The sequence below is a fragment of the Shimia sp. W99 genome, assembly GCF_053851455.3.
The window spans coordinates 2,796,309-2,818,394 of the sequence record NZ_JBSQBU020000001.1; the positions used below are offsets into that span (position 1 = coordinate 2,796,309).

Consider the following 22,086-nt stretch of genomic DNA (forward strand, 5'->3'; position numbering starts at 1 on the left):
CCTTTTTTCTTACTCGGCTGCCACCGGCGCGCTGGCTTTCGCCACCTTCACCGCCGAGTATTTGAACTCGGGGATCTTGCCATAAGGGTCCAGCGCCGCGTTGGTCAGGATATTCGCCGCCGCCTCGACATAGGCAAAGGGCAGGAACACGTTGTCCTCGGCCACAGCGCGATCCGCCCGCGCCATCACCGTCACCGTGCCGCGCCGCGTGCTCAACTCCACATACTCCCCCGGTGCGACACCAAGGGCGCGCAGCGTCTTGGGATGCATGGAACAGTTCGCCTCTGGCTCAACCGCATCAAGCACCTTGGACCGCCGGGTCATCGACCCGGTGTGCCAATGTTCGAGCTGCCGCCCGGTGATCAGCACCATCGGATAGTCCGCGTCCGGTGTCTCATCGGGCGGGATCACGTCTGCGGGGCGGAAGCTCGCCCGCCCTGCGGCCCGCGGGAATCCGTCACCAAACACGATCGGCTGGCCTGGATCTTCGGGCGACAGCGAAGGATAGGTCACCGCCGTGCGCTCAAGACGCTCCCAGGTGATGTTGTCGAGCGAACCCATGTTAAGCTTCATCTCGGCAAATACCTGGCTTGGGTGGTCATACGCCCAGTTCAGCCCAAGCCGTTTGGCCAGCTCCACTTCGATCCACCAATCTTCCTTGGCCTCGCCCGGCGGCGTGCAGACAGGCCGCCCCATCTGCACCTGCCGGTTGGTGTTGGTCACGGTGCCCGATTTCTCGTACCACGCGCTTGATGGCAGGATCACATCGGCGTAGTTCGCCGTTTCGGTGAGGAAGATGTCCTGCACCACCAGGTGCTCCAGCTTGGCCAAGGCGGCTCGGGCGTGATCAACGTCAGGGTCCGACATGGCCGGGTTCTCGCCAAGGATATACATGCCGCGAATGTCGCCATCGTGGATCGCATGCATGATCTCGACAACGGTCAGGCCCTTTTCATTGCTGAAATCCTCGGACTGCCAGACCTCTGTAAAGGCCGAGCGCACCCCATCATCCATCACGCTCTGGTAATCCGGCAGGAACATCGGGATCAGACCCGCATCCGAGGCCCCCTGTACGTTGTTCTGCCCCCGCAAGGGGTGCAGACCCGCGCCCGGTTTGCCGACATTGCCGGTCATCAGGGCAAGGTTGATCAAACAGCGCGCATTGTCGGTGCCGTGAATGTGCTGGCTGACACCCATCCCCCAGAAGATCATACCCGCCTTTCCGGCGGCAAAGGTCCGCGCCGCCGCGCGCAGCTCGTCTGGGTCGATGCCACAGATCGGCGCCATCTTCTCGGGGCTGAACCCTTCAAGATGCGCCTTCATCGCCTCCCAGTTCTCCGTGAACTGCGCGATGTAATCGGCGTCATAAAGCTCTTCCTCGACGATCACATGCATGATCGCGTTGAGCATCGACACGTCGCCGCCCGCCTTGAATTGCAGGCGATGGGTTGCGAACCGTCCCAGCCCCACGCCGCGCGGATCCATCACGATCAACTTACCCCCACGCTTGGCGAACTGCTTGAAATAGGTCGCGGCGACAGGATGGTTCTCGATCGGGTTACACCCGATCACGATGGCCACATCCGCATTCTTGATCTCGTTGAACGTCGCGGTCACGGCGCCGGACCCCACGTTTTCGATCAGCGCCGACACCGACGAGGCATGACAAAGCCGCGTGCAGTGATCGACGTTGTTATGGCCAAACCCCTGCCGGATCAGCTTCTGGAACAGATAGGCTTCCTCGTTCGAGCACTTGGCCGAGCCGAACCCGGCCACGTATGTGCCCTTCTGATCCCGCAACCGTGCCAGCCCAACTGCCGCGGCATCCAAAGCCTCTTCCCACGACGCTTCGCGGAAATGAGTCATCAGGTTGCCCGGATCGACGTTCAGCCCCTTGGCCGGCGCGTCTTGGCGCCGGATCAAAGGCTTGGTCAGGCGATGCGGGTGTTCGATATAGTCAAACCCGAACCGGCCCTTCACGCACAAGCGGTTTTCATTGGCAGGCCCGTCGATCCCCTCGACATACTTGATCTTGTCGTCCTTGATCTTGAACTTGATCTGGCAGCCCACCCCGCAATAGGGGCAGACCGAGTCCACTTCGCGGTCAAAATCGGCACTGTCCCCGGCGCCGGTTTCATCCAGCATCGCCGCTGGCATCAAGGCGCCTGTCGGACAGGCCTGCACACATTCGCCACAAGCGACGCAGGTCGAGTTGCCCATCGGGTCGTCCTGATCGAACACGATCTTGGCCGAACTGCCACGCCCACCCATGCCGATCACATCGTTCACCTGCACTTCGCGGCAGGCCCGCACACAGAGATTGCAGTGAATGCAGGCGTCAAGGTTCACGCTCATCGCCACGTGGCTCGCATCCAACAAAGGAATGCTTTCGGGCGCTTTCGCCGGAAAACGGCTTTCTTCCACCCCGTTCAACGCCGCCATTTCCCAGAAATGGCTCGACGCGTCATGTTTGACCTCGGGCTGGTCGGCGGCCAGCAGCTCGACCACCATCTCGCGCGCCTTCTTCGCCCGGTCGCTTTCGGACTTCACCACCATGCCCTCCGAGGCCGGTCGAATGCACGACGCCACAAGCGTGCGCTCTCCTTCCACCTCAACCATGCAGGCGCGACAGTTTCCATCCGGGCGATAGCCCTTGGCCGGTTTGTGACACAGATGCGGAATCACCAGACCCCGCCCATGCGCCGCCTCCCAGATCGTGGTGCCCTCGGGCACGGTAACGTCTTCGCCATTGAGGGAGAAGGTTACCATTTCGATATGTGCTCCGTCAGCCATCTCAAATCTCCTCCCCGAAATGCTTCATCACCAGGCGGATCGGGTTCGGCGCCGCCTGCCCCAAACCACAGATCGAGGCATCGCCCATCACCTGGCACAACTCTTCCAGAAGCGGCTGATCCCAGCGTTCCGCCTGCATCAGCTTCACGGCCTTCTCGCACCCTGCACGGCAGGGCGTGCACTGCCCGCAGCTCTCGTCTTCAAAGAACCGCAGCATATTGAGCGCCGCCCCCCGCGCCGAATCCTGATCGCTCAGGACCACCACGGCGGCCGACCCGATAAAGCTGCCATGCGGCTGCAACGTGTCAAAATCGAGCGGAATGTCATCCATCGACGCTGGCAACAGCCCCGATGACGGCCCACCCGGCTGATAGGCCTTGAAAACATGCCCCTCGGCCATGCCCCCGGCGGCTTCGATCACATCCAGAATGGTCGACCCCGCAGGCAACAGGTGCACACCGGGGTTTTTCACCCGGCCCGAAACCGAATAACTGCGCAGCCCCTTGCGACCGTTCTTCTCGACCGCGAAAACCTCCGGCCCTTCACGGCAGATCCGACCCACCCAATAGAGCGTTTCGACGTTGTTCACGAGCGTCGGACGGCCAAACACACCGACCTGCGCCACAAATGGCGGGCGATGACGCGGCAACCCACGCTTGCCTTCGATCGACTCGATCATGGCGCTCTCTTCGCCACAGATATAGGCCCCGGCCCCCCGTCGCAGGTCGATATACCCCGGCGCCACGATCCCGGCCTCTTCCAGCGCAGCAATTTCGCGCCGCAGGATTTCCAGCACCGCCGGATACTCGTCGCGCATGTAGATGAAACAGGTCTCCGCCTCGACCGACCAAGCCGCGATCAGCATGCCCTCAAGGAACATGTGCGGCGTGCGCTCAAGATAAAAGCGGTCTTTGAACGTGCCCGGCTCGCCCTCATCGCCGTTCACGGCCAGATAACGCGGCCCCTTCTCGGCACGTACGAATTCCCATTTCTTGCCCGACGGGAACCCGGCCCCGCCCAGACCGCGCAGGCCCGAGGAGAGCACTTTCTCCCCCTCGGCCACCGGATCGCCGTCTTCGCGCAGCCGCAAAAGCGTGCCATACCCCCCCGCCGCACGATAAGCCGCGAAATCCTCGTAGTCCGGCACATGCGCATGGGTGTCCCCTGCCGAAATCGCCGCCGCCACCTTCTCGGGCGTCGCATGGTCGATATGGTTGTGCCCGATCTCCAACACCGGCGCCGTATCACAACGCCCCATGCAGGGCGCGCGCAACACTCGCACCTCGGCCGGGTCCAGCCCGTCCTGCAACGCTGTCCTCAGCGCCTCGGCCCCCGCCATCTCGCAGGACAGCGAATCACACACCCGGATCGTCAGGGCGGGCGGCGGGGTGTTCCCCTCGACCACCACGTCGAAATGGGCATAGAAGGTGGCCACCTCGTAAACCTCGGCCTGCGCGATCCCCATCTCATCCGCAAGCGCACGCACATGCGCGGCGGACAGATGTCCGCAAGCATCCTGAATAACATGCAAAAATTCGATCAGAAGGTCCCGCCGCCGGGGCCGATTCCCCAACAGGGCGCGCACCTCATCCAGCGCGGCATCGTCTAACTGCCGCCCCTTGGGTGTGCGCCGGGATTTGCCGGTGCCCTTCTTCTTCCAGATGCCTTTTTGATCGTCCAGCGGTGCCATGCTGCCCTCCTTGCCAGAGCGCAACAGTGACATCAGCCAAACTGATAATCAATCGCCCCGAAATGAAGGCGCATTAACTTTTACTTATCAAGAGAGCGCCAACATCCGACGCAGCGCCTCGACTGCGGGCAAACCCGGATCGCGCCGCGCACTGACCAGCGCAACTTCCTTTTCGACTTCCGGCTCCACCAGCGGCAGCGCCACCGTGCCTGTGCCCCCGCCCAGCGATTGCACCAGCAACTCGGGCACCACGGTCGCGGCCATCCCGTTCGCGGCCATCACCATCGAGGCCGTGAATCCGTTGGTTTCCGCCACCACGCGCGGCACAAGCCCCAGCTCGGCAAACAACGTATCCAGGATGCGCCGGTTGCGCATTCCCGGTTCAAGAAGGCTCAACGGCAACGCTGCCGCCTCTTCCCAGCGTGCAACGCCCTCATGGCGCGGCGCCATCGCCTCGGGCGCCAGCAACAGATAGCGCTCGTCATAGAGCCGCTCGACCCGCAAAAGATCCCGCGACACGCCTTCCGCATAGGTCATCCCGGCGTCGAACCGCCCGTCCTCAAGGCCCTGCTGAATCTCCAGCGATGTGGCCGCGAGAATTCGCAGGGTGATACCGGGATGCCGGTCATAGAGCCGACGCGCGGTCTGGGCCGCAAAGGCCACCGCCGTCGGAACCACCCCCAGCGATAGCCGCCCGGTGATGTCGCCCCGCGCCGAGCGGAACTCGGCTTCCAGAAGCTGCACATTTTCCATGATCTTGCGCGCATGGCGCACCAGCGCTTCACCCTCCGGGGTGAAACCGCGAAACCGGTTGCCCCGCGTCACCACCGACGTGCCCAGACGTTCCTCCATCTTGCGGATGCGCATGGAAAAGGCCGGTTGGGACACGCCACATTCCTCCGCCGCACGTGCAAAATGCCGGTGCCGCGCCAAAGCGGACAAGAACTCCAGATCTCTCAGGCTGATCACGGCGCGCCGCCTCCTCTGCATTCCGTCTCTGCCCATAGCAGCTTTGCCACTGCCGGGCGACTCACTCTGCCGGACGATTCCCCCGGCACTTTCTTTTTCCGAAAATACCCTGGGGAGTCGCGCAGCCCTGCGCGACGGGGCAACGCCCCGCCCTCCCTGCGACGGTGGCCAGCGGCCAACGGCGCGGACATCCTGCGCGCCAAAGGCGCCCATTTCCACCACCTTGCCCGGAATCACCCCAAGTTGCGGCCCATATGCTGCACAAGCGCGACAGAGAGACGCGAGGGCTTGTCAGAGGCGAATGTTCGCTGGACGGGTAGCAACTCTCTCGTTAAATAGCGGCGGGGAGAGGCTGCGGGACACCGCGGCCCCAACGATATTGGCCGGATTTCGGCTGAAAAATGGAGAGAACCTCGTGTCCCACGCAGAAGATCACGAAGGCACCCGCAGAGACTTCCTCTACTACGCCACCGCTGGCGCAGGTGCCGTGACCGCAGGTGCCGCCGTCTGGCCGCTGGTCAACCAGATGAACCCCTCCGCGGATGTCCGGGCGCTGTCGTCGATTCGCGTCGATACGTCGGGCATCGAGCCCGGCACGCAGCTGACTGTAAAATGGCTCGGCAAGCCGGTGTTCATCCGCCGCCGCACCCAGGACGAAATCGACGCAGCCCGCGCCACCCCGGCATCGGAACTGCCGATCGACCAGATGTCCCAGAACGCCAACAAGCCCGGCTCCGACGCCTCGGACGAGAACCGCTCGATGGACGAAGCTGGCGAATGGCTGGTGATGATGGGTGTGTGTACCCACCTCGGCTGTGTGCCGCTTGGTGATGGCGCCGGTGACTTCGGCGGCTGGTTCTGCCCCTGTCACGGGTCGCACTACGACACATCCGGCCGTATCCGCAAAGGTCCGGCTCCCGAAAACCTTCATGTTCCGATCGCCGCCTTTGAAGGCAGCGAGCTGGTCCTCGGATAAGGAACGCGCACATGTCCGGAATTCCTCACGATCATTACGAAGCCAAGTCGGGCGCCGCAAAGTGGGTCAACTCCCGCCTGCCCGTCATTGGCCTGATCTATGACACCATCATGATCCCCACCCCCAAGAACCTGAACTGGTGGTGGATCTGGGGCATCGTCCTGGCCTTCTGCCTGGCGCTGCAGATCGTCACCGGTATCGTTCTGGTGATGCACTACACCCCGCATGTCGACCTGGCCTTTGCCTCGATCGAACACATCATGCGTGACGTGAACGGTGGCCACATGCTGCGCTACCTGCACATGAACGGCGCCTCGCTGTTCTTCCTGGCTGTTTACATCCACATCTTCCGCGGCCTGTTTTACGGCTCCTACAAGGCGCCCCGCGAAATCACGTGGATCGTCGGCATGATCATCTACCTCCTGATGATGGCCACCGGCTTCATGGGCTATGTTCTGCCCTGGGGTCAGATGTCCTTCTGGGGTGCGACCGTGATCACCGGCCTGTTTGGCGCGATCCCGTTCGTGGGTGAATCGCTGCAGACTTTCCTCCTGGGCGGCCCGGCCGTGGACAACGCCACGCTGAACCGCTTCTTCTCGCTGCACTACCTCTTGCCCTTCGTGATTGCCGCACTGGTGATCGTGCATATCTGGGCCTTCCACACCACCGGGAACAACAACCCGACCGGTGTCGACGTGCGTCGCGGTTCCAAGGAAGAAGCCAAGAAAGACACCCTGCCGTTCTGGCCCTACTTCGTGATCAAGGACCTGTTCGCCCTGTCGCTGATCCTCGTGGTGTTCTTTGCGATTGTCGGCTTCATGCCCAACTATCTGGGTCACCCCGACAACTACATCGAAGCCAACCCGCTGGCGACGCCCGCACACATCGTTCCGGAATGGTACTTCCTGCCGTTCTACGCGATCCTTCGCGCCTTTACCGCCGATGTCTGGGTTGTGATGTTCGCAAGCTGGATCACCGGTGGCATCATCGACGCCAAGTTCTTCGGTGTGCTTGCCATGTTCGCAGCGATCATCGTCATGGCGCTGGTGCCCTGGCTGGATACCTCGCGCGTGCGCTCGGGTCGTTTCCGTCCCCAGTTCAAGTGGTGGTTCTACCTCTTGGTCATCGACTTCATCGTCCTGATGTGGGCCGGCGCAATGCCCGCCGAACCGCCCTACTCGACCATCTCTCTGATCGGGTCGGCCTACTGGTTCGCCTATTTCCTCGTGATCCTGCCCATCCTGGGTGTGATCGAAAAGCCGACAACCCCGCCGGCCACGATCGAGGAAGACTTCGAAGCCCATTACGGCAAGCCTGCTGAATAAGAAGGAAACAGGATAATGCTTAAGAAACTTAGCATCGCCGCAGTTGCTGCCCTGTCCCTTTCGGCAGGTGGCGCGATGGCCGCAGGTGGCGCTGGCCACATCCACGACGTGGACTTCAGCTTTGAAGGTCCGTTCGGCAAGTTCGACCAGAACCAGCTGCAGCGCGGCCTTCAGGTCTACACCGAAGTCTGTTCGGCCTGCCACGGTCTGCGCTACGTGCCGTTGCGCACGCTCGCAGACGAAGGTGGTCCGCACCTGCCCGAAGATCAGGTTCGCGCCTATGCCGCGCAGATGGACATCTACGACGCCGAGCTGGAAGACGATCGCCCGCGCAAGCCCACCGATCACTTCCCGATGTCGGGCGATCCCAACGCGCCTGACCTGTCACTGATGGCCAAGGCCCGCGCGGGTTTCCACGGTCCTGCCGGAACCGGTATCAACCAGTTCATCAAAGGCATGGGTGGCCCGGAATACATCGCCTCGATCCTGACCGGTTACACCGGTGAGGAGAAAGAGGAAGCGGGTACCACTTTCTACGAAAACACCGCCTTCCCGGGCGGCTGGATCGCCATGGCGCCCCCGCTCTATGGTGAGGACGTGGAATTTGCCGACGGTCACTCGAACTCGCTGCACCACGAAGCCGAAGACGTTGCGGCCTTCCTGATGTGGGCCGCCGAGCCCAAGATGATGGCCCGCAAACAGGCCGGTTTCATCGGCGTGCTGTTCCTGACCGTGCTGACCGTGCTTCTGTACCTGACCAACAAGAAGCTTTGGGCACCGATCAAAGGCAAGAAACTGGATCTCTGATCCACGCCAGATCTCGAAAACCGAACCCCGTCCGGCATGTCCGGGCGGGGTTTTTCTTTGGAGCCAAACTGCAAACGGCGCTGTCGGACGGTTCACCCATCCATCGGCGCCACGGCCCGCTGATAAAGATGCCATGTCGTGTGCCCAAGGATCGGCAACGTAAAGACCAGCCCCAGAAACGCGGGGACCATGGACAGCAGCACAGTGATCGAAATGATCGCCGCCCAACCAAGCATGACCACCGGGTTTTGTTTGACGACCTCGACCGAGGTCAGCATGGCAGTCACGAAATCGCACTCCCGGTCCAGCAGCATGGGCATGGCCACAACCGTCACCGTGAACAGGGCGGCAGACAGCAACGCCCCTGAACAGGTGCCGATGGCAAGAAAGGTCCACCCTTCGGGCGTGAAGAAAACGGTGTTCAGAAAGCCACCGACATCCGAAAATGACGCATTCTGCAGGATGATCGCCAGCCACAGCCGCACCTGGTACATCCACACCCAGAAAATGAACAAGGTGACAAAGGCCATCCAGCCCATCTCACGTTTGCGCTGATCGGCCATGACGGCAAGGATATCCGCCCAGCCAAAGCTTTCCCCCTTCTGCAAACGGCGCGACATCTCATAAAGCCCGGCGGCAGCAAAGGGTGCGACCAGCGGAAAGCCGACGACGGCGGGAATGATCATCCAGATCTTGCCGAGCCAGACAAGGCACCAGACAAGCAGAATGCCGAAAACCGCGTAGAACAGGCCGAAAAAGCCGCTCATGAACGGGTGGGCAAGGAAATCGGAAAACCCGGCCTTCAGCGATGCGGTGATATCATCGGCGGTCACCTTGTTGACCTCTGGAATGCCCCCTTGCTGCGGCGTCGGGGCGTCCGATTGCGTGGACTTTTCGGTATTGGATGTCATGAAACACTCCTCCCAATGCGTTGCGCCGCGCTGGACCGTTTACCCCCGTTTCGGCGGAACACGGACATCCTTCCTCTGACGACAAGTCTGCATCAGGCGGGGTTTTCGGGCAAGTGGCGGCCTGACCGGGCTTGTTCACCTCCGTTGGCATAGCCCCCTTGTCACCGCGCGCTGCGTTAACCCCGCGGTTTTTCCGATCCCGCACCGACGCAATACCGACGTGATACCGACGCGAAACCGAACCCCCAAAACCCCATGAAACAAGGCCATTGACCCCGGGTCGCGCGGCCTGTGCATTGACCCCCGCGTGCGACCTGTTACGGTTTCGCTAACCTTTGAGGAGCCCGCCATGTCCCATGCCCTGATCGTGATCGACGTCCAGAATGATTTCTGCCCCGGCGGGGCGCTGGCCGTGCCGGACGGCGATGCCATCGTTGCCGGGATCAACGCGCTGATGCCTGATTTCGACGCCGTGATCCTGACCCAGGACTGGCACCCGGCGGGCCATTCGTCCTTTGCATCCTCGCATGATGGCAAGGGCCCGTATGAGCTTGTCGACATGCCCTATGGTCCACAGGTGCTCTGGCCGGATCACTGTGTTCAGGGCACCCCTGGCGCCGCCTTTCACACCGATCTGGATACAACCCGCGCCGATCTCATTATCCGCAAGGGTTACAACCCGGCCATCGACAGCTACTCGGCCTTTTTCGAGAACGACCAGAGCACACCAACGGGGCTGGAGGGTTATTTGAGGACGCGGGGCATCACCGAACTGACCATGGTCGGCCTTGCCACCGATTTCTGCGTCAACTTCTCGGCCCAGGACGCCGCCCGCTTGGGCTTTGCCGTGACCGTGCGCCGCGATCTCTGCCGCGCGATTGATCTGGACGGATCGCTGGATGCGGCGCTTGCCGGGATGACGGACAAGGGCGTCACGCTGGCCTGATCAAAAATTGCCTAATTCTTAAGGATTTACCCCATAGAAATGGATCATCTTTGCAGAAGGATGATCCCCGAAATGGGCGCCGAAATTCTCGAGATCGACCGTCGCCTGGCCCTCTTCGACCGACGGAACACTCCTGTGGGCCTGCTGGAACGCTATGCCGTCGGGCGGGTGAAACACTTTCTCGGACGCCAGGTCCTGACTCTCACCGGCGCGCTCTCCCTTGTGATCCTCGCTTCACCCCAGATCGGCGCACTGGCGGTGCTGCTTGCCCTGACTGGCGAGGCGATTGACTGTCTCTACCTGCGCCGCGTCCCCGCGCAGATGGCAAGGGGAGCCTCGTTCCGGGACGCCTATGTTCTTTCGACCTGCACCGCGGTTCTTCAGGGCACCACCATCGCCGCCTGCGTCTGCCTTGCATGGTTCTCCGCGCCCGGTGAGGCCGGGATGTTCTTCTGCCTCGCCTACCTGACCGGCGCGGCGATCAATGGCGGCGTCGTGCTCCCTTTTCACAAGGCCGCCGCCTTGGGTCGATTGATTGTTTATGCGCTCACGGTGCTTGGGCTTTTTGTGATCGAGGTACTGCACGAACAACACGCCACCATCGCTTTTTTCTACAATCTCTTCGGGGCCGTGATGATGGCCTACATGGTGTTTGTCTTCATCACCTTCGTACAGGCCGGGCACCGTCGCGAAACCCGCAACAGCCTGAACCTGCTCAAGCAGGGGCTTGAACTGGCCAAGGCCAACTCCGCCCTGCAAGCCCAGCAAAGCGAAATGCGTCGTCTGGCAATTGTCGCCGAACGCGCGCTCGACAGCGTCATCGTCAGCGACGTGCGAGGCAGGATACTCTGGGTCAATGACGCCTTCACACGCATCACCGGCTTCAAACCAAACGAGGTTGTCGGCCGCAGACCCGCCGATATTCTCAACGGGCCCGACACGTCCGAGGAAACCAGCCGCGAGATTGCCGAGGCCATTCAGGACGGGCGCAGCCACCGGGCCGAAATCATCAACTATACCAAGGACGGGCGCCGCATCTGGATTGAAACGAACCTCGCCCCCGTATTCGATGAAACCGGCAACATGGAAATGGTCATCGCGATCGAACGCGACGTGACGCTCGCCAAGCAACATCATGAGGAGCTCGCCCAGGCCAAGCGCGCCGCCGAAGAGGGTGAGCGCGCCAAGGCCGATTTCCTCGCCAGCATGAGTCACGAAATCCGCACGCCGATGAATGGCATCATCGGTATGTCCGACCTATTGTGCGATGCCGACTTGTCCGAAGAATCCCGGCTTTACGTCAACACCATTCGCCACTCTGCCGAAGCGCTGTTGACCATCATCAACGATATCCTCGACTTTTCCAAACTGCGCGCAGGCGAGATGCAGATCAATGCCGTTCCGTTCGACCCATCCGATTGCATTGACGGGGTCCTGAACCTGCTGCGCCCCGAGGCGCAGGGCAAGAATGTGAAACTGACCTTAACGGGACAGGAGTCGCTTCCTGACCGCATCATGGGTGATGACGTTCGCCTGCGTCAGATTCTTGTGAATGTGATCGGCAATGCGGTCAAATTCACGGCGCACGGTGAGGTTGCGGTGCATCTTGAAACCAAGGACAGGGCAGACGGCCTGTTGCTCTCCATCGACGTGACTGACACGGGAATAGGCATTCCCAATGACCGGATCGAACGCATTTTTGAACAATTCGCGCAGGCTGATGCCGCCACCACCCGGCAGTTCGGCGGCACGGGCCTTGGTTTGTCGATCTCTCGCGGGCTGGCGCGCAGGATGGGGGGGGGACATCACTGTATTCTCCACGCCGGGCAAAGGATCCTGCTTCACCATCACCCTCCTGCTTCAGCATGTGGATGCCGACGTAGAACAGACTCACGATGCCCAGCGCCCCCCCTCTGAAAAAGCGCTTGCCGGAATGACCATCCTTCTGGCTGAAGACAACAAGACCAACCGCCTCGTGATCGCCAAGTTTCTGCGGGACGCCCAGGTGGATCTCATTGCTGCCCATAATGGGCGCGAGGCCGTCGAACTGGCCAGCGCACACAGGCCCGATGTCATCCTGATGGACATGAGCATGCCCGAAATGGACGGCATTGACGCCACCCGCGTCATTCGCCGGCAGCCCGGCGCGCAGCCCCGCATCATAGCCTTGACAGCCAATGCCTACCAAAGTGATCGCGACGCCTGTCTCGAGGCCGGAATGGACGCCTTTCTCACCAAACCCGTGAGAAAATCAGAACTCCTGCACCAGATCGCGCGGGCACCTGTCCGCCGCACCTGAAAACCCTTGCGGGGAAAGGGCTTGGACCCCTGTGAAATAATGGGTATCAACGGCAAACAACCGTAATCCGGGGGCCCGAGCCTATGGTCGATATCGCCACGCGAGTCTGGAACCACAAGTGGAAGATTGATCCCATTGTGCGCTCCCTGATCGACAACGACTTTTACAAACTGCTGATGTGCCAGTCGATTTTCCGGAACCGTCCGGATGCAACAGTGACCTTCAGCCTGATCAACCGCACGAGCGCCGTGCGCCTTGCCGATTTGATCGACGAAGGTGAGTTGCGCGAACAGCTGGATCACATCCGCTCGCTATCCCTGTCCCGCGGTGAAAGCACCTTCCTGCGCGGCAACACGTTTTACGGCAAACGCCAGATGTTCCGCCCGGATTTCATGGAGTGGTTCGAAAACCTGCGCCTGCCCGACTACCACCTTGAAAAACGCAATGGGCAGTACGAGTTGACCTTCGAAGGCAAGTGGCACGAGGTCATGCTCTGGGAAATCCCGGCGCTTGCGGTGCTGATGGAACTGCGCGGTCGCGCGGTGTTGCATGACATGCGCCGGTTCGAGCTTCAGGTGCTTTATGCACGGGCGATGACCAAGCTCTGGGAAAAAATTGACCGGCTGCGCGACCTTCCGAACCTGCGTATCGCCGATTTCGGCACCCGTCGGCGCCACTCCTATCTCTGGCAGGACTGGTGTGTTCAGGCCATGGTCGAGGGTCTGGGGGACAAGTTCGTCGGCACATCGAACTGCCTGATAGCGATGAAGCGCGACCTCGAGGCCATTGGCACGAACGCGCATGAGCTTCCCATGGTGTTTTCTGCGCTGGCTGAAACCGATGCCGAACTACGTGAAGCGCCCTACAAGGTTTTAGCCGACTGGCACGAAGAGCACGAAGGCAACTTGCGCATCATCCTGCCTGATACCTATGGGACCGATGGGTTCCTCAAACATGCACCGGACTGGCTTGCGGGCTGGACCGGCATTCGCATCGATTCCGGCGATCCGACAACCGGGGCCGAAACCGCGATCCGCTGGTGGAAAGAGCGTGGAGAAGACCCAACTCAGAAGCTAATCATCTTTTCCGATGGTCTAGACGTGGAAAAAATCGAAGAGCTTCACAAGCAGTTTGCCGGGCGCGCCAAGATATCGTTCGGTTGGGGCACCCTGCTCACCAATGATTTCCGCGGCCTGACGCGGGGCGATGGGCTGGCCCCCTTCTCGCTGGTCTGCAAGGCCGTCAAGGCCAATGGCAACCCAACGGTCAAGCTTTCGGACAATCCCAACAAGGCGATGGGTCCGCAAGATCAGATCGATCGCTACAAGCGCGTGTTCGGGGTTGGGGAACAGGACGAGATGGACGTGATTGTTTAACCGCGCGCCTGGACGAAGGTCAGCGCACGCGCGATCACGCCCGGGTCGCGCAGGATGCGGTTGTGCCCGAGACTCTGGGTCATCTCCAGCGTGGCACCGGGCCAGAACCGCGCAAGCTTTTCCCCCTCATCCAAAGGCACTTGCCGGTCATCCTCATCATGCAGGATGAGCGCAGGTTGGCTGAGATGGCGCGCGGCCGACAAGGGACGGTAATCTTCGAAAGGCGCACCGTGGCGCGCTTCAAGCAAGGCTTGCGCCCGTCCCGCAACCTTCTGGCTGATCCCAAAGTGGCGGGCAATTCGCGGCAGATAGGTCTCGGGATGCACTGGCGGCGCAATCAGAACGGCGCGGTCAGCCTCCATTCCCTGATAGAGACACTCGACCAAGGCCGTGGAACCCAGCGAATGTGCCACCACAGCCTCTACCGGGCCGACGTGGCCGGCAACCTTGCTCAATGCCCGCGCCATCTCTTGAATGGCGGTCCGCTTTCCATCCGAAGCGCCATGCGCAGGGGCGTCGAACGCCACCACCCTGTACCCGGCGGTTACAAAAGGGGCAACAAAGCCGCCAAGCTGCCCGGCACGCCCCTCAAAACCATGCACAAGAAGCACAACTGGCCCTTCACCCCATTCATATAGTGCAAGCGAATCCGCCCCGTCGAAAGGCAGGCGGGACGGTCGTACCTGGCGCATCCAATCCTTTTCTCTCCGGGCCACAGGGAATCGGCGCGGCGTGGTGAAACGGTCTGCGTACCAGCGCGCCATGAGATCGGGGGCGGCGTGCGACAGGCTCCACAACCCGGCACGTATGCCCACCTTTCCGAGCATTTTCATTCGGTCACGCACCCGCGATGGATGTCGAAATCGGAGGGTTTGCGTCGTATCGGTCATATCGGCACCCATTGAGTTCCATTTTTAGACTCACTAGTAAATTCTATTTTAGAACTTTGTCAAGTCGTGCTATGAAACGCATATGAAATGGAATGAACTCCCTGACGAGGCCTGCCCCGTGGCGCGAGCCATGTCCGTGATCGGTGATCGCTGGACGTTGTTGGTGCTGCGCGATTGTCTGCTAGGTATTCGCAAGTTTGATCAGCTTCAGGCCGATCTCGGCATAACGCGACATGTTCTTGCCGAACGGTTGAAGAAACTGGAGTCAGCCGGCCTTCTGGAAAGACGCCCCTACCAGGAACGGCCAACTCGTTTTGAATACCGTCCAACGCAGGCCGCGCGCGATTTCGTACCGGTCATGCAGGTTTTGATCGGTTGGGCCGAGGCGCATATCCCTTCTGACAAAACGCCGCCCTATCGCATGGTCTCGCGCGCCACCAGAACACCGATCGCCCCGCGCGTGGTGGACGCCAATACCGGGGAAGAAATCACTTATCAGTCTATCTGGGCCGAACGCTCAGAGGATTAGAGCCACGCGCGCACCATTTCGAGCGCGCGTTGCGCGTAGTCCCGCACCGCCGGGTGATCATCAGGGTAGCGCCCGATGACCCAGCCACAGGACGCCAGCCCCCGCATCACCGTGAAGGACTGCAATAGCGTTTCGGCATCACCTGGCAAGGCGCGCACCTGCCCATACCCATCCAAAAGCGCCACGCCCAGCGCATCCCGGTTGGGCTGATCCCAATTCTGCGACATGGCGACGCCCAGCTCGTACATACGAAACCCGAAAACGCCGTCGTCAAAATCAATCAGGCGCACGCGGCCCCGGGAAACCAGCACGTTTTCTCGCAACGCATCGGCATGGATCAGACCGAAATCACCGGCCGCCGCTGCATGCTCCAGCAGAACCGTGCGCAACCGCGCCCGCGCTTGCAGAAGCAGCGCGGATTCCTCGGTCGAAAGGCTGGCATTCTCCCAGAACCGGCCCCACGCGGGCGTCTCGCCGACAAGCGCCTCGACATCCAGCACCCCACGCGTGAACCCGTCCGGTAATGTCGCATTGTCACTTTCGGTATGCAGCCGCGCCAGTTCCGCGCCAAGCGCCCGATGCAACGCCACCTGTTCGGCCTCGGGCATCGCCAGCGGCACGCCGCCTTCGCCAAGAGGCGCGCCGTCCATCCACGTCACAAGAGACGCCACCCGCCCCGGCACAGCGGCCAGCACGTCGCCATCCATCGCGCGGATCGGCAAGGGAACATCCATACCCGCCGCCCCAAGCGCCTCGGCCCACCACAATTCCGAGCGGATTGCATCGTCACTCTGATACCCCGGCCTATGAAGGCGCAGCGCCGCGCGTTCACCATTCGGCCCGCACGCTTCGAACACGACGTTTTCGCGGTTCTTGATCAGGCGCGGCGGCGCGGTCACGCCCCACGCCAGCAAGGCGTCCGAAGCAAGCTGATGGACATCCCGCTCCATCAGGTCACCGCCCCAAGTGCCGCGTCCATCACATCAACCAACTGGTCGGCATTCTCCCGGCTGAACACGCAGGGCGGGCGCACCTTGAGTGTGTTGGAATGCCGCCCGACGGAATGCAAAAGCACACCCCGGTCCCGCATTTCGTCGACCATGGCCGCGCAAAGCCCGGTCGCGGGCGCACCGTCGCGCCACAGCTCGGCCCCAAAAAACAACCCTGCCCCACGCACATCCGCGATCACGTCATGCCGCGCCTGCAACTCCCGCAACAGGCCCACCGCATAGACGCCCACATCGCACGCATTCTCCACCAGCGCTTCATCTTCGATCACCTGCAACACCGCCATGGCCGCAGCCGCACTCACCGGGTTGCCGCCAAACGTGTTGAAATAGCGGAACGCCTCCTGAAAGCAGGTCAGAATCTCTGGCCGCGTCACCACCGCCGCCACCGGGTGCCCGTTGCCCATCGGCTTGCCCAATGTCACGATGTCGGGCGCAAACCCAAGCCGTTCATGTCCCCACCAATGCGACCCGATCCGCCCGAAACCGGGCTGCACCTCATCGGCTATGATCAATCCACCCGCCTTGCGCACCGCGGCGATTGCACGATCCAGAAAGCCGCGCTCAAGCGTTGGAAAGCCCTCGTTGGCAAAATACGGGCATACGATCAGCGCAGACACACCATGCCTCGACGCGTCGAGCTCGGCCACGGCCTTCTCCACGCCCCGTGCAAAGGCTTCGGCCTGCCCCTCACGGCTCCCACCCACGGGGGCCATGTTGTCCGGCGCGGGCACCTGCCGGACGTGGTCCTGATAACCGCCCACCGGCACCTTGGAGGAATTGAGTTGCGACACCGCCGCCGTATTGCCGTGATAGGTGTTGTCCGTCCCGATGACCCCGGTCTTTCCGGTCAAGGCCTGCGCCATGCGCAGCGCGACGTCATTGGCCTCGGAGCCGGAACAGACCATCACAAGGCTGTCCAGATCATGCCCGAACTTCGCAGTGAGCGCCTCGCCGTAGTCAAGGATCATGTCATGCACATAGCGGGTGTGCGTGTTCAAGGCGCCAGCCTGTCGACAGATCGCCTCGACCACGCGGGGATGGCAATGGCCGACATGGGGCACGTTGTTGTAGCAATCGAGATACTGACGCCCGTCCTTGTCCCAGAGCCAGACGCCCTGTCCCCGCGCCACATGGACAGGCTCGCGATAAAACGTCGTCATATGCGGCCCCAGCAACCGTGCCCGCCGTTCCAGATCCGATGTCATGTCGCCAACCCCTTGATATTTGCGCCCCTTTGTTGGCGTCTTGGCCGCGCTGGTTCAAGCCCGAAATACGCAAGAATGGATTGCCGCTTTGCGGACCGCCCGCTAGGATGAGGAAAAATAAAACATACTGGCCGGGCAGCCATGAAACTTGAACGCATCGACATGTACGAGACGCGCCAACAAGCGCGCGAATCCGTTAAACGCATTTATGCGGAAAATCTCTTTGGCGCGGCGGAACCTCCCCCGCCGGGTACGCTGCGCGGTATTGACGTGCTGCCCGCGGCCGACATTGTTCACAAGCTTGCCCGCGCGCTGCAAATCGCATTGTCCACGCGGGGGCGATATCTGAACTACACCGCACCCCAGACCTATTTCGAAAAACTTGTCCTCAGCAAGTTCTTCGCGCCGGTCCCGATGCCCTCTCCGACGGACTGAACCGCCTGCGCCGAATACATCCCCGAAGACCTGCGCGACGTGGCAAGCACCATTCCCCCCGTATGGACAGGCAATACCCCGATTACCCCGGCTTTGCTGGACACCCTGTCGCTTGCACCGGGTACCTATTACGCGAAATCTAACACTGGTTGCACCACCAACTATAGTTTTTCGATCCCGCCCAAGGACGACCAGCTGGAGCGGCTGGAGCAGTACTCGGCCGGCTGGCTCAAACGCATACACGGGGTGCGCGCCGGGGAATGGTGGTACAGCATGATCCGCAATCAGAACCTGATCGAAGCGGACCTCTCTCCCAAGCCCGGCGAGTCTCTTGTGGACTGGAAGTTCCACGCCTGCCGTGGCCGCGTTTTCGCTGCGCAGGTGGATCAGGACCGCGCCACGGATCATCGCCAACTGATCTTTGACCGCGACTTCAACTTCGTCCCGGAAATGCTGTTCTTCCAGACGGGCGAAGGCCTGCCGCGCCCCGAAAACTATGACCTGATCCTGAAGGTGGCCGAAGCGATCTCGAAGCCGTTCGAATATGCCCGTGTCGACCTCTATCTTGTCGAAGATCGTATCTATCTGGGGGAAATCACCCTGGCGCCTGTGGGTGGGCAACGCCTGCCCATCTCGGCAGACCTGGATCTCTGGATGGGGCAGCGCTGGAAAGGTGGCATTTTTGACGAGGTCACTCCTCGCCCGTGATCTTACCACGCATGGCCTTGACCTCGCCGCGCACTTTCTTGGCCTTGAGGCGCCGTTGCTGTGAGCCCCATGTCGGCTTGGTCTTTACCCGCTTCTTGGGCGCGACAAGCGCCTTGCGGATCAGTTCGGCCAGCCGGTCTCGGGCAATTTCGCGATTGCGGGCCTGGCTTCGGGTTTCATCGCACTGGATCACGATGGCCCCATCCCGCGTCCATCTCCGCCCGGCCAGCCGCCGCAGCCGCGTCTTGACCGGCCCGTCCAGCGAAGGCGAACGCGCCGCTTCGAACCGCAATTCAACCGCCGTCGCCACCTTGTTCACATTCTGACCACCCGGACCGCTGGCGCGGACAAACTGTTCGGTCAGCTCCCAGTCCTGAATGGTGATCCCCTCGGCAACAACAAGCATGTCGGCCCTTTCAATGGTCCGTGTCTCAAATTGGTTACGAAATCCTGAACCGAATCCGGTTCGAAACGGTGAAATCGCAGAAACGGGCAACCACACCGACGCAATACCGACGCAATACCGACGTAATACCGACACGATACCGACAGCGCAAATCGGCGGGGTCCACGCAACGAAAAGGGCCGTTCCACGCGTGGGAACAGCCCTTCGAGATTGTAGGAGGTGCATCGGTTAGGTGAGCACCAATTCGGTTTTCGTTTCAGCCAAGGGCTGCCTCAGCTGCACTCCTTCCGAACTGTTCCGACACTGCTCTCCATAGCTTCTCTAGACAATGGGCACCTCCTTTCAGATTGTTTCGCGTACCCTCAGCCTGCCACAGGATGAGGATATGTCAAACAAAATCATGTGGTCCGGTGCACCATATTCCCCACGATGATGCGGAATGGCACAAGAGCGAGCAGCGCCAGCGAAAGTTTGACCATCCAATCGGCAAATCCGAGGCTGACCCAAAGCGGCACGACCGGGCCCGCACCCAGAAGCGGCAGCATTTCACCCGCCCAGCTCACATCATTGCCCGGCTCGAGAAAGCTCAGCGCGCCGGAAAAAGCGATCGTAAAGAAAATCGCGGTATCTGCGGAAGAGCCGATCAAGGTCGAAGCCAACGGCGCCCGCCACCAGCGCCCTTCGCGCAGACGGTCGAAAATCGCAACGTCCAGCAGTTGCGCAGTCAGAAACGCGAGACCCGAGCCCAGCGCGATCCGCAAGGTGACGGCGGGATAGGTAAAGCCATCGCCTTCAAGCATGATCTGGGTACCGATGACGGAACAGATGACGCCGACGATGAAACCGGCAAAGACCACCTGGCGCGCGGCGGCAGCGCCGTAGACGCGGTTCATCACATCCGTGACGAGAAAGGCGAGAGGATAGGTAAAGGCCCCCCAGGTCAGCCATTGACCAAAGAGAAACTGAACAAGGATGTTGGACGCGACGACGATCGCGGCCATGGCAAGAATGCCTGGAATGTGGATACGCTGCATGTTTTCTGAGCCCGTTTTGACAAGGTAGCGGCGACTTGGCCCCGCACCATGCGGGACGGGCGGCGTTTAACGGGCGAAACGCCTTAAATCAAGGGGTTTTGATCACGACGTATTCGACGATCTCGGTTCGCTGGAGCAGGCGGAAGTTGTCATCCGAGATCATCGTGAGGCGAATGCGGCCAAGCTCATCCCGCCAGACCGACAGCCCTTCGAGATTATCGTGGACGCCTACCCCTTTGTGAAACAACAGCTTTTCGTCGTGCAACCTGTCGCCGGACATGGCAAAGCTGCGCACTCGTGTCCGAAAACCAAGCCCGTTGAACCCCCTTTCAAGAAGGTAAAGGCGGCCATCAGGGCCGAAATCCATACCTACGGGTTGAAACTGTTTATCGCGTTTGAGAATAAATCGCTGCCGCCAGACATTGCCCTCAAGCCGAAATCCATGCATCCGGTCATCGGCCCCGATGGGGAGCTCGGGAAAGGCGTAAAGCCGCCCCTCTGCGTCTTCGGCGATACCTTCGAAACCGCCATTCAGCACCATAGCGTTCAGCGCACGGGACCATGGCATACGCTGCGCGCTTTCGCCCGGTTGACGAAAGCGCTCGATACGGTGGCTTCCCTCGAAAGAGACAACAAGCTGCCCGTCAGTCTGCCGCGCCAGCCCCTCGGAATCCCGCAGCCCAGTATTTCGCTCAAATTCACCGCCGCTGTTCAAAACCTTGTACGCATGCACGTTTTCAACGCGCATCGATGTCATCTTCGAGCGCGTCAACGTCGCCTTCACGAAGTGCCCCCGATCGGAAAGCGCGATCATCTCTTTTCCGTCTTCGGACAAGATCAGGCCAGAGTACCCCCCGAACCAGCCTTCAGGGATTTGCCAGCGAGTCACGGAGAGCAACTGCGCATGCTGTGCCGGTCCGCTCGCACGGCCCGTTTGCAGTCCGACAAAGAACAATCCGGCGATTACGGCGACTGCAAGACGTTTATACATTGGCGCGGAAGGTCTGCCATCTGGAGTTCGCGGCGGGGTTTCGGCTTGGGTGCGTTCGGGTCTGGTGGCGGCGGGAACAGGATGTCCTGCACCCACTTCTCCGCATCGTTGCAGCCATCCCCGGCAGGCGGTGGGTTCTGATCAACGCACCCCTTCGCACCCTTGGGACAGTTCAGGCGCACATGGAAATGATAGTGGTGCCCCCACCAAGGCCGGATCTTGCGCAACCAGGCCCGGTTACCTTTTTCGTCATTGCACATCTGCACCTTGGCACCGGGAAAGACGAAAATCCGGGCAACTCTCGGGTCGCTGGCCGCTGCCTTGAGAATCTCGTGATGCTGCCGGGTCCACTTGCTGTTGACATAGGCCCCCTTGTTCTTGCGCATCGAGATTGACGAAATACTCTCCCGCTCTTTGGTCGAAAGGTTCAACCGTTGGGGCGGCAGCATCCAGATATCAATATCGAGCCCAAGTTGGTGACTGCGGTGCCCCGAAAGCATCGGCCCACCGCGCGGCTGGCTGATATCCCCGACATAGAGCCCCTTCCATCCCGGTTGCGTCGCAGAAAAGGAGGACAGGTCGCGAATGAAATCAACTGTCTGCGGGTATCCCCAGTTTCGGTTACGCGACAGGCGCATTGCTTGCCATGTCGGACCAGACTCCGGCAATTGCACCCCACCAGCCAAACAGCCCTTGGAATAACTACCATAGGGCACGGCCGACTGGCGTGACCCCTGTGCTTTGGCCCCGAACAACTGCCGCGCCTCCACGCCTTTCATGGACGCT

Annotated in this window: 21 protein-coding genes; 10 read left to right on the top strand and 11 right to left on the bottom strand. The window is 61.1% G+C overall.

Translation table 11 applies throughout. The annotated features are described in order from the left end of the window. Positions 1-9 precede the first annotated feature (9 nt). The 3 genes from fdhF to ACS3QZ_RS13640 all read right to left on the bottom strand — a co-directional run bounded on the left by fdhF (position 10) and on the right by ACS3QZ_RS13640 (position 5,452). On the bottom strand, positions 10-2,793 hold the full coding sequence (gene fdhF, locus ACS3QZ_RS13630; protein WP_456038331.1) for a formate dehydrogenase subunit alpha: 2,784 nt from the start codon (positions 2,791-2,793) through the stop codon (positions 10-12). 1 nt (position 2,794) lies between these two features. Continuing rightward, positions 2,795-4,483, bottom strand: coding sequence for an NAD(P)H-dependent oxidoreductase subunit E (locus tag ACS3QZ_RS13635; RefSeq protein ID WP_456038332.1), 1,689 nt, complete (start codon positions 4,481-4,483; stop codon positions 2,795-2,797). Positions 4,484-4,570: 87 nt separating this feature from the next. Continuing rightward, positions 4,571-5,452: a LysR family transcriptional regulator gene (locus ACS3QZ_RS13640; protein ID WP_456038333.1), complete on the bottom strand. Its 882-nt coding sequence runs from the start codon at positions 5,450-5,452 to the stop codon at positions 4,571-4,573. Between the two features lie 415 nt (positions 5,453-5,867). On the opposite strand from ACS3QZ_RS13640, the gene petA reads away from it, so the two are divergent. The 3 genes from petA to ACS3QZ_RS13655 are packed head-to-tail and all read left to right on the top strand — an operon-like array spanning position 5,868 to position 8,560. Next, positions 5,868-6,428, top strand: coding sequence for a ubiquinol-cytochrome c reductase iron-sulfur subunit (petA, locus tag ACS3QZ_RS13645; RefSeq protein WP_456038334.1), 561 nt, complete (start codon positions 5,868-5,870; stop codon positions 6,426-6,428). An 11-nt stretch (positions 6,429-6,439) separates the two neighbouring features. Beyond that, on the top strand, positions 6,440-7,753 hold the full coding sequence (gene petB, locus ACS3QZ_RS13650; protein ID WP_093091944.1) for a cytochrome b: 1,314 nt from the start codon (positions 6,440-6,442) through the stop codon (positions 7,751-7,753). Positions 7,754-7,768: 15 nt separating this feature from the next. Next, the gene (locus tag ACS3QZ_RS13655) at positions 7,769-8,560 is read left to right on the top strand and encodes a cytochrome c1 (RefSeq protein ID WP_456038335.1); all 792 of its coding nucleotides are present in this window, start codon (positions 7,769-7,771) and stop codon (positions 8,558-8,560) included. A gap of 92 nt (positions 8,561-8,652) precedes the next feature. Here ACS3QZ_RS13655 and ACS3QZ_RS13660 read toward each other — a convergent pair whose 3' ends face one another. Then, the gene (locus tag ACS3QZ_RS13660; RefSeq protein ID WP_456038336.1) at positions 8,653-9,471 is read right to left on the bottom strand and encodes a DUF2189 domain-containing protein; all 819 of its coding nucleotides are present in this window, start codon (positions 9,469-9,471) and stop codon (positions 8,653-8,655) included. Between the two features lie 349 nt (positions 9,472-9,820). Here ACS3QZ_RS13660 and pncA point away from each other — a divergent pair, with 349 nt between their 5' ends. The 4 genes from pncA (at position 9,821) to pncB (ending at position 14,092) form a co-directional block, all read left to right on the top strand. Next, on the top strand, positions 9,821-10,417 hold the full coding sequence (pncA, locus tag ACS3QZ_RS13665) for a bifunctional nicotinamidase/pyrazinamidase (protein WP_456038337.1): 597 nt from the start codon (positions 9,821-9,823) through the stop codon (positions 10,415-10,417). 72 nt (positions 10,418-10,489) lie between these two features. Next, positions 10,490-12,334, top strand: coding sequence for a sensor histidine kinase (locus ACS3QZ_RS13670; protein WP_456038338.1), 1,845 nt, complete (start codon positions 10,490-10,492; stop codon positions 12,332-12,334). Between the two features lie 16 nt (positions 12,335-12,350). Then, positions 12,351-12,716, top strand: a complete 366-nt coding sequence (locus ACS3QZ_RS13675; protein ID WP_456038339.1) for a response regulator — start codon at positions 12,351-12,353, stop codon at positions 12,714-12,716. Between the two features lie 83 nt (positions 12,717-12,799). Continuing rightward, positions 12,800-14,092, top strand: a complete 1,293-nt coding sequence (gene pncB, locus ACS3QZ_RS13680; protein WP_456038340.1) for a nicotinate phosphoribosyltransferase — start codon at positions 12,800-12,802, stop codon at positions 14,090-14,092. On the opposite strand, the gene ACS3QZ_RS13685 is transcribed toward pncB, so the two are convergent. Continuing rightward, positions 14,089-14,925 carry an alpha/beta fold hydrolase gene (locus tag ACS3QZ_RS13685; protein ID WP_456038341.1) on the bottom strand — a complete coding sequence of 279 codons (837 nt, stop codon included), beginning with the start codon at positions 14,923-14,925 and terminating at the stop codon, positions 14,089-14,091. The genes pncB and ACS3QZ_RS13685 overlap by 4 nt on opposite strands. Positions 14,926-15,064: 139 nt before the next feature. Between ACS3QZ_RS13685 and ACS3QZ_RS13690 the strand changes: the two genes are divergently transcribed. Next, a complete protein-coding gene (locus ACS3QZ_RS13690) occupies positions 15,065-15,511 on the top strand; it encodes a winged helix-turn-helix transcriptional regulator (protein ID WP_456038342.1) in 447 nt (148 codons plus the stop codon). Here the strand turns inward: ACS3QZ_RS13690 and ACS3QZ_RS13695 are convergent. Beyond that, complete coding sequence (locus ACS3QZ_RS13695; RefSeq protein ID WP_456038343.1) at positions 15,508-16,461, bottom strand: phosphotransferase enzyme family protein; 954 nt, start codon at positions 16,459-16,461, stop codon at positions 15,508-15,510. The genes ACS3QZ_RS13690 and ACS3QZ_RS13695 overlap by 4 nt on opposite strands. Continuing rightward, entirely contained in the window at positions 16,461-17,726 is a 1,266-nt protein-coding gene (locus tag ACS3QZ_RS13700) for an aspartate aminotransferase family protein (RefSeq protein WP_456038344.1), read from the bottom strand. The genes ACS3QZ_RS13695 and ACS3QZ_RS13700 overlap by 1 nt, the downstream gene beginning before the upstream one ends. Positions 17,727-17,867: 141 nt before the next feature. Between ACS3QZ_RS13700 and ACS3QZ_RS13705 the strand changes: the two genes are divergently transcribed. Together ACS3QZ_RS13705 and ACS3QZ_RS13710 are read left to right on the top strand one after the other, a co-directional pair. Continuing rightward, a complete protein-coding gene (locus tag ACS3QZ_RS13705; protein WP_456038345.1) occupies positions 17,868-18,161 on the top strand; it encodes a hypothetical protein in 294 nt (97 codons plus the stop codon). A gap of 39 nt (positions 18,162-18,200) precedes the next feature. Then, complete coding sequence (locus ACS3QZ_RS13710; protein WP_456038346.1) at positions 18,201-18,869, top strand: ATP-grasp fold amidoligase family protein; 669 nt, start codon at positions 18,201-18,203, stop codon at positions 18,867-18,869. On the opposite strand, the gene arfB is transcribed toward ACS3QZ_RS13710, so the two are convergent. From arfB to mepA, 4 genes are all read right to left on the bottom strand, one after another. Beyond that, on the bottom strand, positions 18,853-19,275 hold the full coding sequence (gene arfB, locus ACS3QZ_RS13715) for an alternative ribosome rescue aminoacyl-tRNA hydrolase ArfB (RefSeq protein ID WP_456038347.1): 423 nt from the start codon (positions 19,273-19,275) through the stop codon (positions 18,853-18,855). The genes ACS3QZ_RS13710 and arfB overlap by 17 nt on opposite strands. Before the next feature lie 398 nt (positions 19,276-19,673). Continuing rightward, complete coding sequence (locus ACS3QZ_RS13720; protein ID WP_456038348.1) at positions 19,674-20,309, bottom strand: queuosine precursor transporter; 636 nt, start codon at positions 20,307-20,309, stop codon at positions 19,674-19,676. An 88-nt stretch (positions 20,310-20,397) separates the two neighbouring features. After that, positions 20,398-21,300: an esterase-like activity of phytase family protein gene (locus tag ACS3QZ_RS13725; RefSeq protein WP_456038349.1), complete on the bottom strand. Its 903-nt coding sequence runs from the start codon at positions 21,298-21,300 to the stop codon at positions 20,398-20,400. Next, on the bottom strand, positions 21,273-22,079 hold the full coding sequence (gene mepA, locus ACS3QZ_RS13730) for a penicillin-insensitive murein endopeptidase (protein ID WP_456039343.1): 807 nt from the start codon (positions 22,077-22,079) through the stop codon (positions 21,273-21,275). The genes ACS3QZ_RS13725 and mepA overlap by 28 nt, the downstream gene beginning before the upstream one ends. Positions 22,080-22,086 lie beyond the last annotated feature (7 nt).

Excerpts from the sequence above, each read along its gene's own strand:
- fdhF (WP_456038331.1), bottom strand. The coding sequence starts at position 2,793 with ATGGCTGACGGAGCACATATCGAAATGGTAACCTTCTCCCTCAATGGC.
- ACS3QZ_RS13635 (WP_456038332.1), bottom strand. The coding sequence starts at position 4,483 with ATGGCACCGCTGGACGATCAAAAAGGCATCTGGAAGAAGAAGGGCACC.
- petB (WP_093091944.1), top strand. The coding sequence starts at position 6,440 with ATGTCCGGAATTCCTCACGATCATTACGAAGCCAAGTCGGGCGCCGCA.
- ACS3QZ_RS13655 (WP_456038335.1), top strand. The coding sequence starts at position 7,769 with ATGCTTAAGAAACTTAGCATCGCCGCAGTTGCTGCCCTGTCCCTTTCG.
- ACS3QZ_RS13660 (WP_456038336.1), bottom strand. The coding sequence starts at position 9,471 with ATGACATCCAATACCGAAAAGTCCACGCAATCGGACGCCCCGACGCCG.
- pncA (WP_456038337.1), top strand. The coding sequence starts at position 9,821 with ATGTCCCATGCCCTGATCGTGATCGACGTCCAGAATGATTTCTGCCCC.
- ACS3QZ_RS13670 (WP_456038338.1), top strand. The coding sequence starts at position 10,490 with ATGGGCGCCGAAATTCTCGAGATCGACCGTCGCCTGGCCCTCTTCGAC.
- ACS3QZ_RS13675 (WP_456038339.1), top strand. The coding sequence starts at position 12,351 with ATGACCATCCTTCTGGCTGAAGACAACAAGACCAACCGCCTCGTGATC.
- pncB (WP_456038340.1), top strand. The coding sequence starts at position 12,800 with ATGGTCGATATCGCCACGCGAGTCTGGAACCACAAGTGGAAGATTGAT.
- ACS3QZ_RS13685 (WP_456038341.1), bottom strand. The coding sequence starts at position 14,925 with ATGAAAATGCTCGGAAAGGTGGGCATACGTGCCGGGTTGTGGAGCCTG.
- ACS3QZ_RS13690 (WP_456038342.1), top strand. The coding sequence starts at position 15,065 with ATGAAATGGAATGAACTCCCTGACGAGGCCTGCCCCGTGGCGCGAGCC.
- ACS3QZ_RS13695 (WP_456038343.1), bottom strand. The coding sequence starts at position 16,461 with ATGGAGCGGGATGTCCATCAGCTTGCTTCGGACGCCTTGCTGGCGTGG.
- ACS3QZ_RS13700 (WP_456038344.1), bottom strand. The coding sequence starts at position 17,726 with ATGACATCGGATCTGGAACGGCGGGCACGGTTGCTGGGGCCGCATATG.
- ACS3QZ_RS13705 (WP_456038345.1), top strand. The coding sequence starts at position 17,868 with ATGAAACTTGAACGCATCGACATGTACGAGACGCGCCAACAAGCGCGC.
- arfB (WP_456038347.1), bottom strand. The coding sequence starts at position 19,275 with ATGCTTGTTGTTGCCGAGGGGATCACCATTCAGGACTGGGAGCTGACC.
- ACS3QZ_RS13720 (WP_456038348.1), bottom strand. The coding sequence starts at position 20,309 with ATGCAGCGTATCCACATTCCAGGCATTCTTGCCATGGCCGCGATCGTC.
- ACS3QZ_RS13725 (WP_456038349.1), bottom strand. The coding sequence starts at position 21,300 with ATGTATAAACGTCTTGCAGTCGCCGTAATCGCCGGATTGTTCTTTGTC.
- mepA (WP_456039343.1), bottom strand. The coding sequence starts at position 22,079 with ATGAAAGGCGTGGAGGCGCGGCAGTTGTTCGGGGCCAAAGCACAGGGG.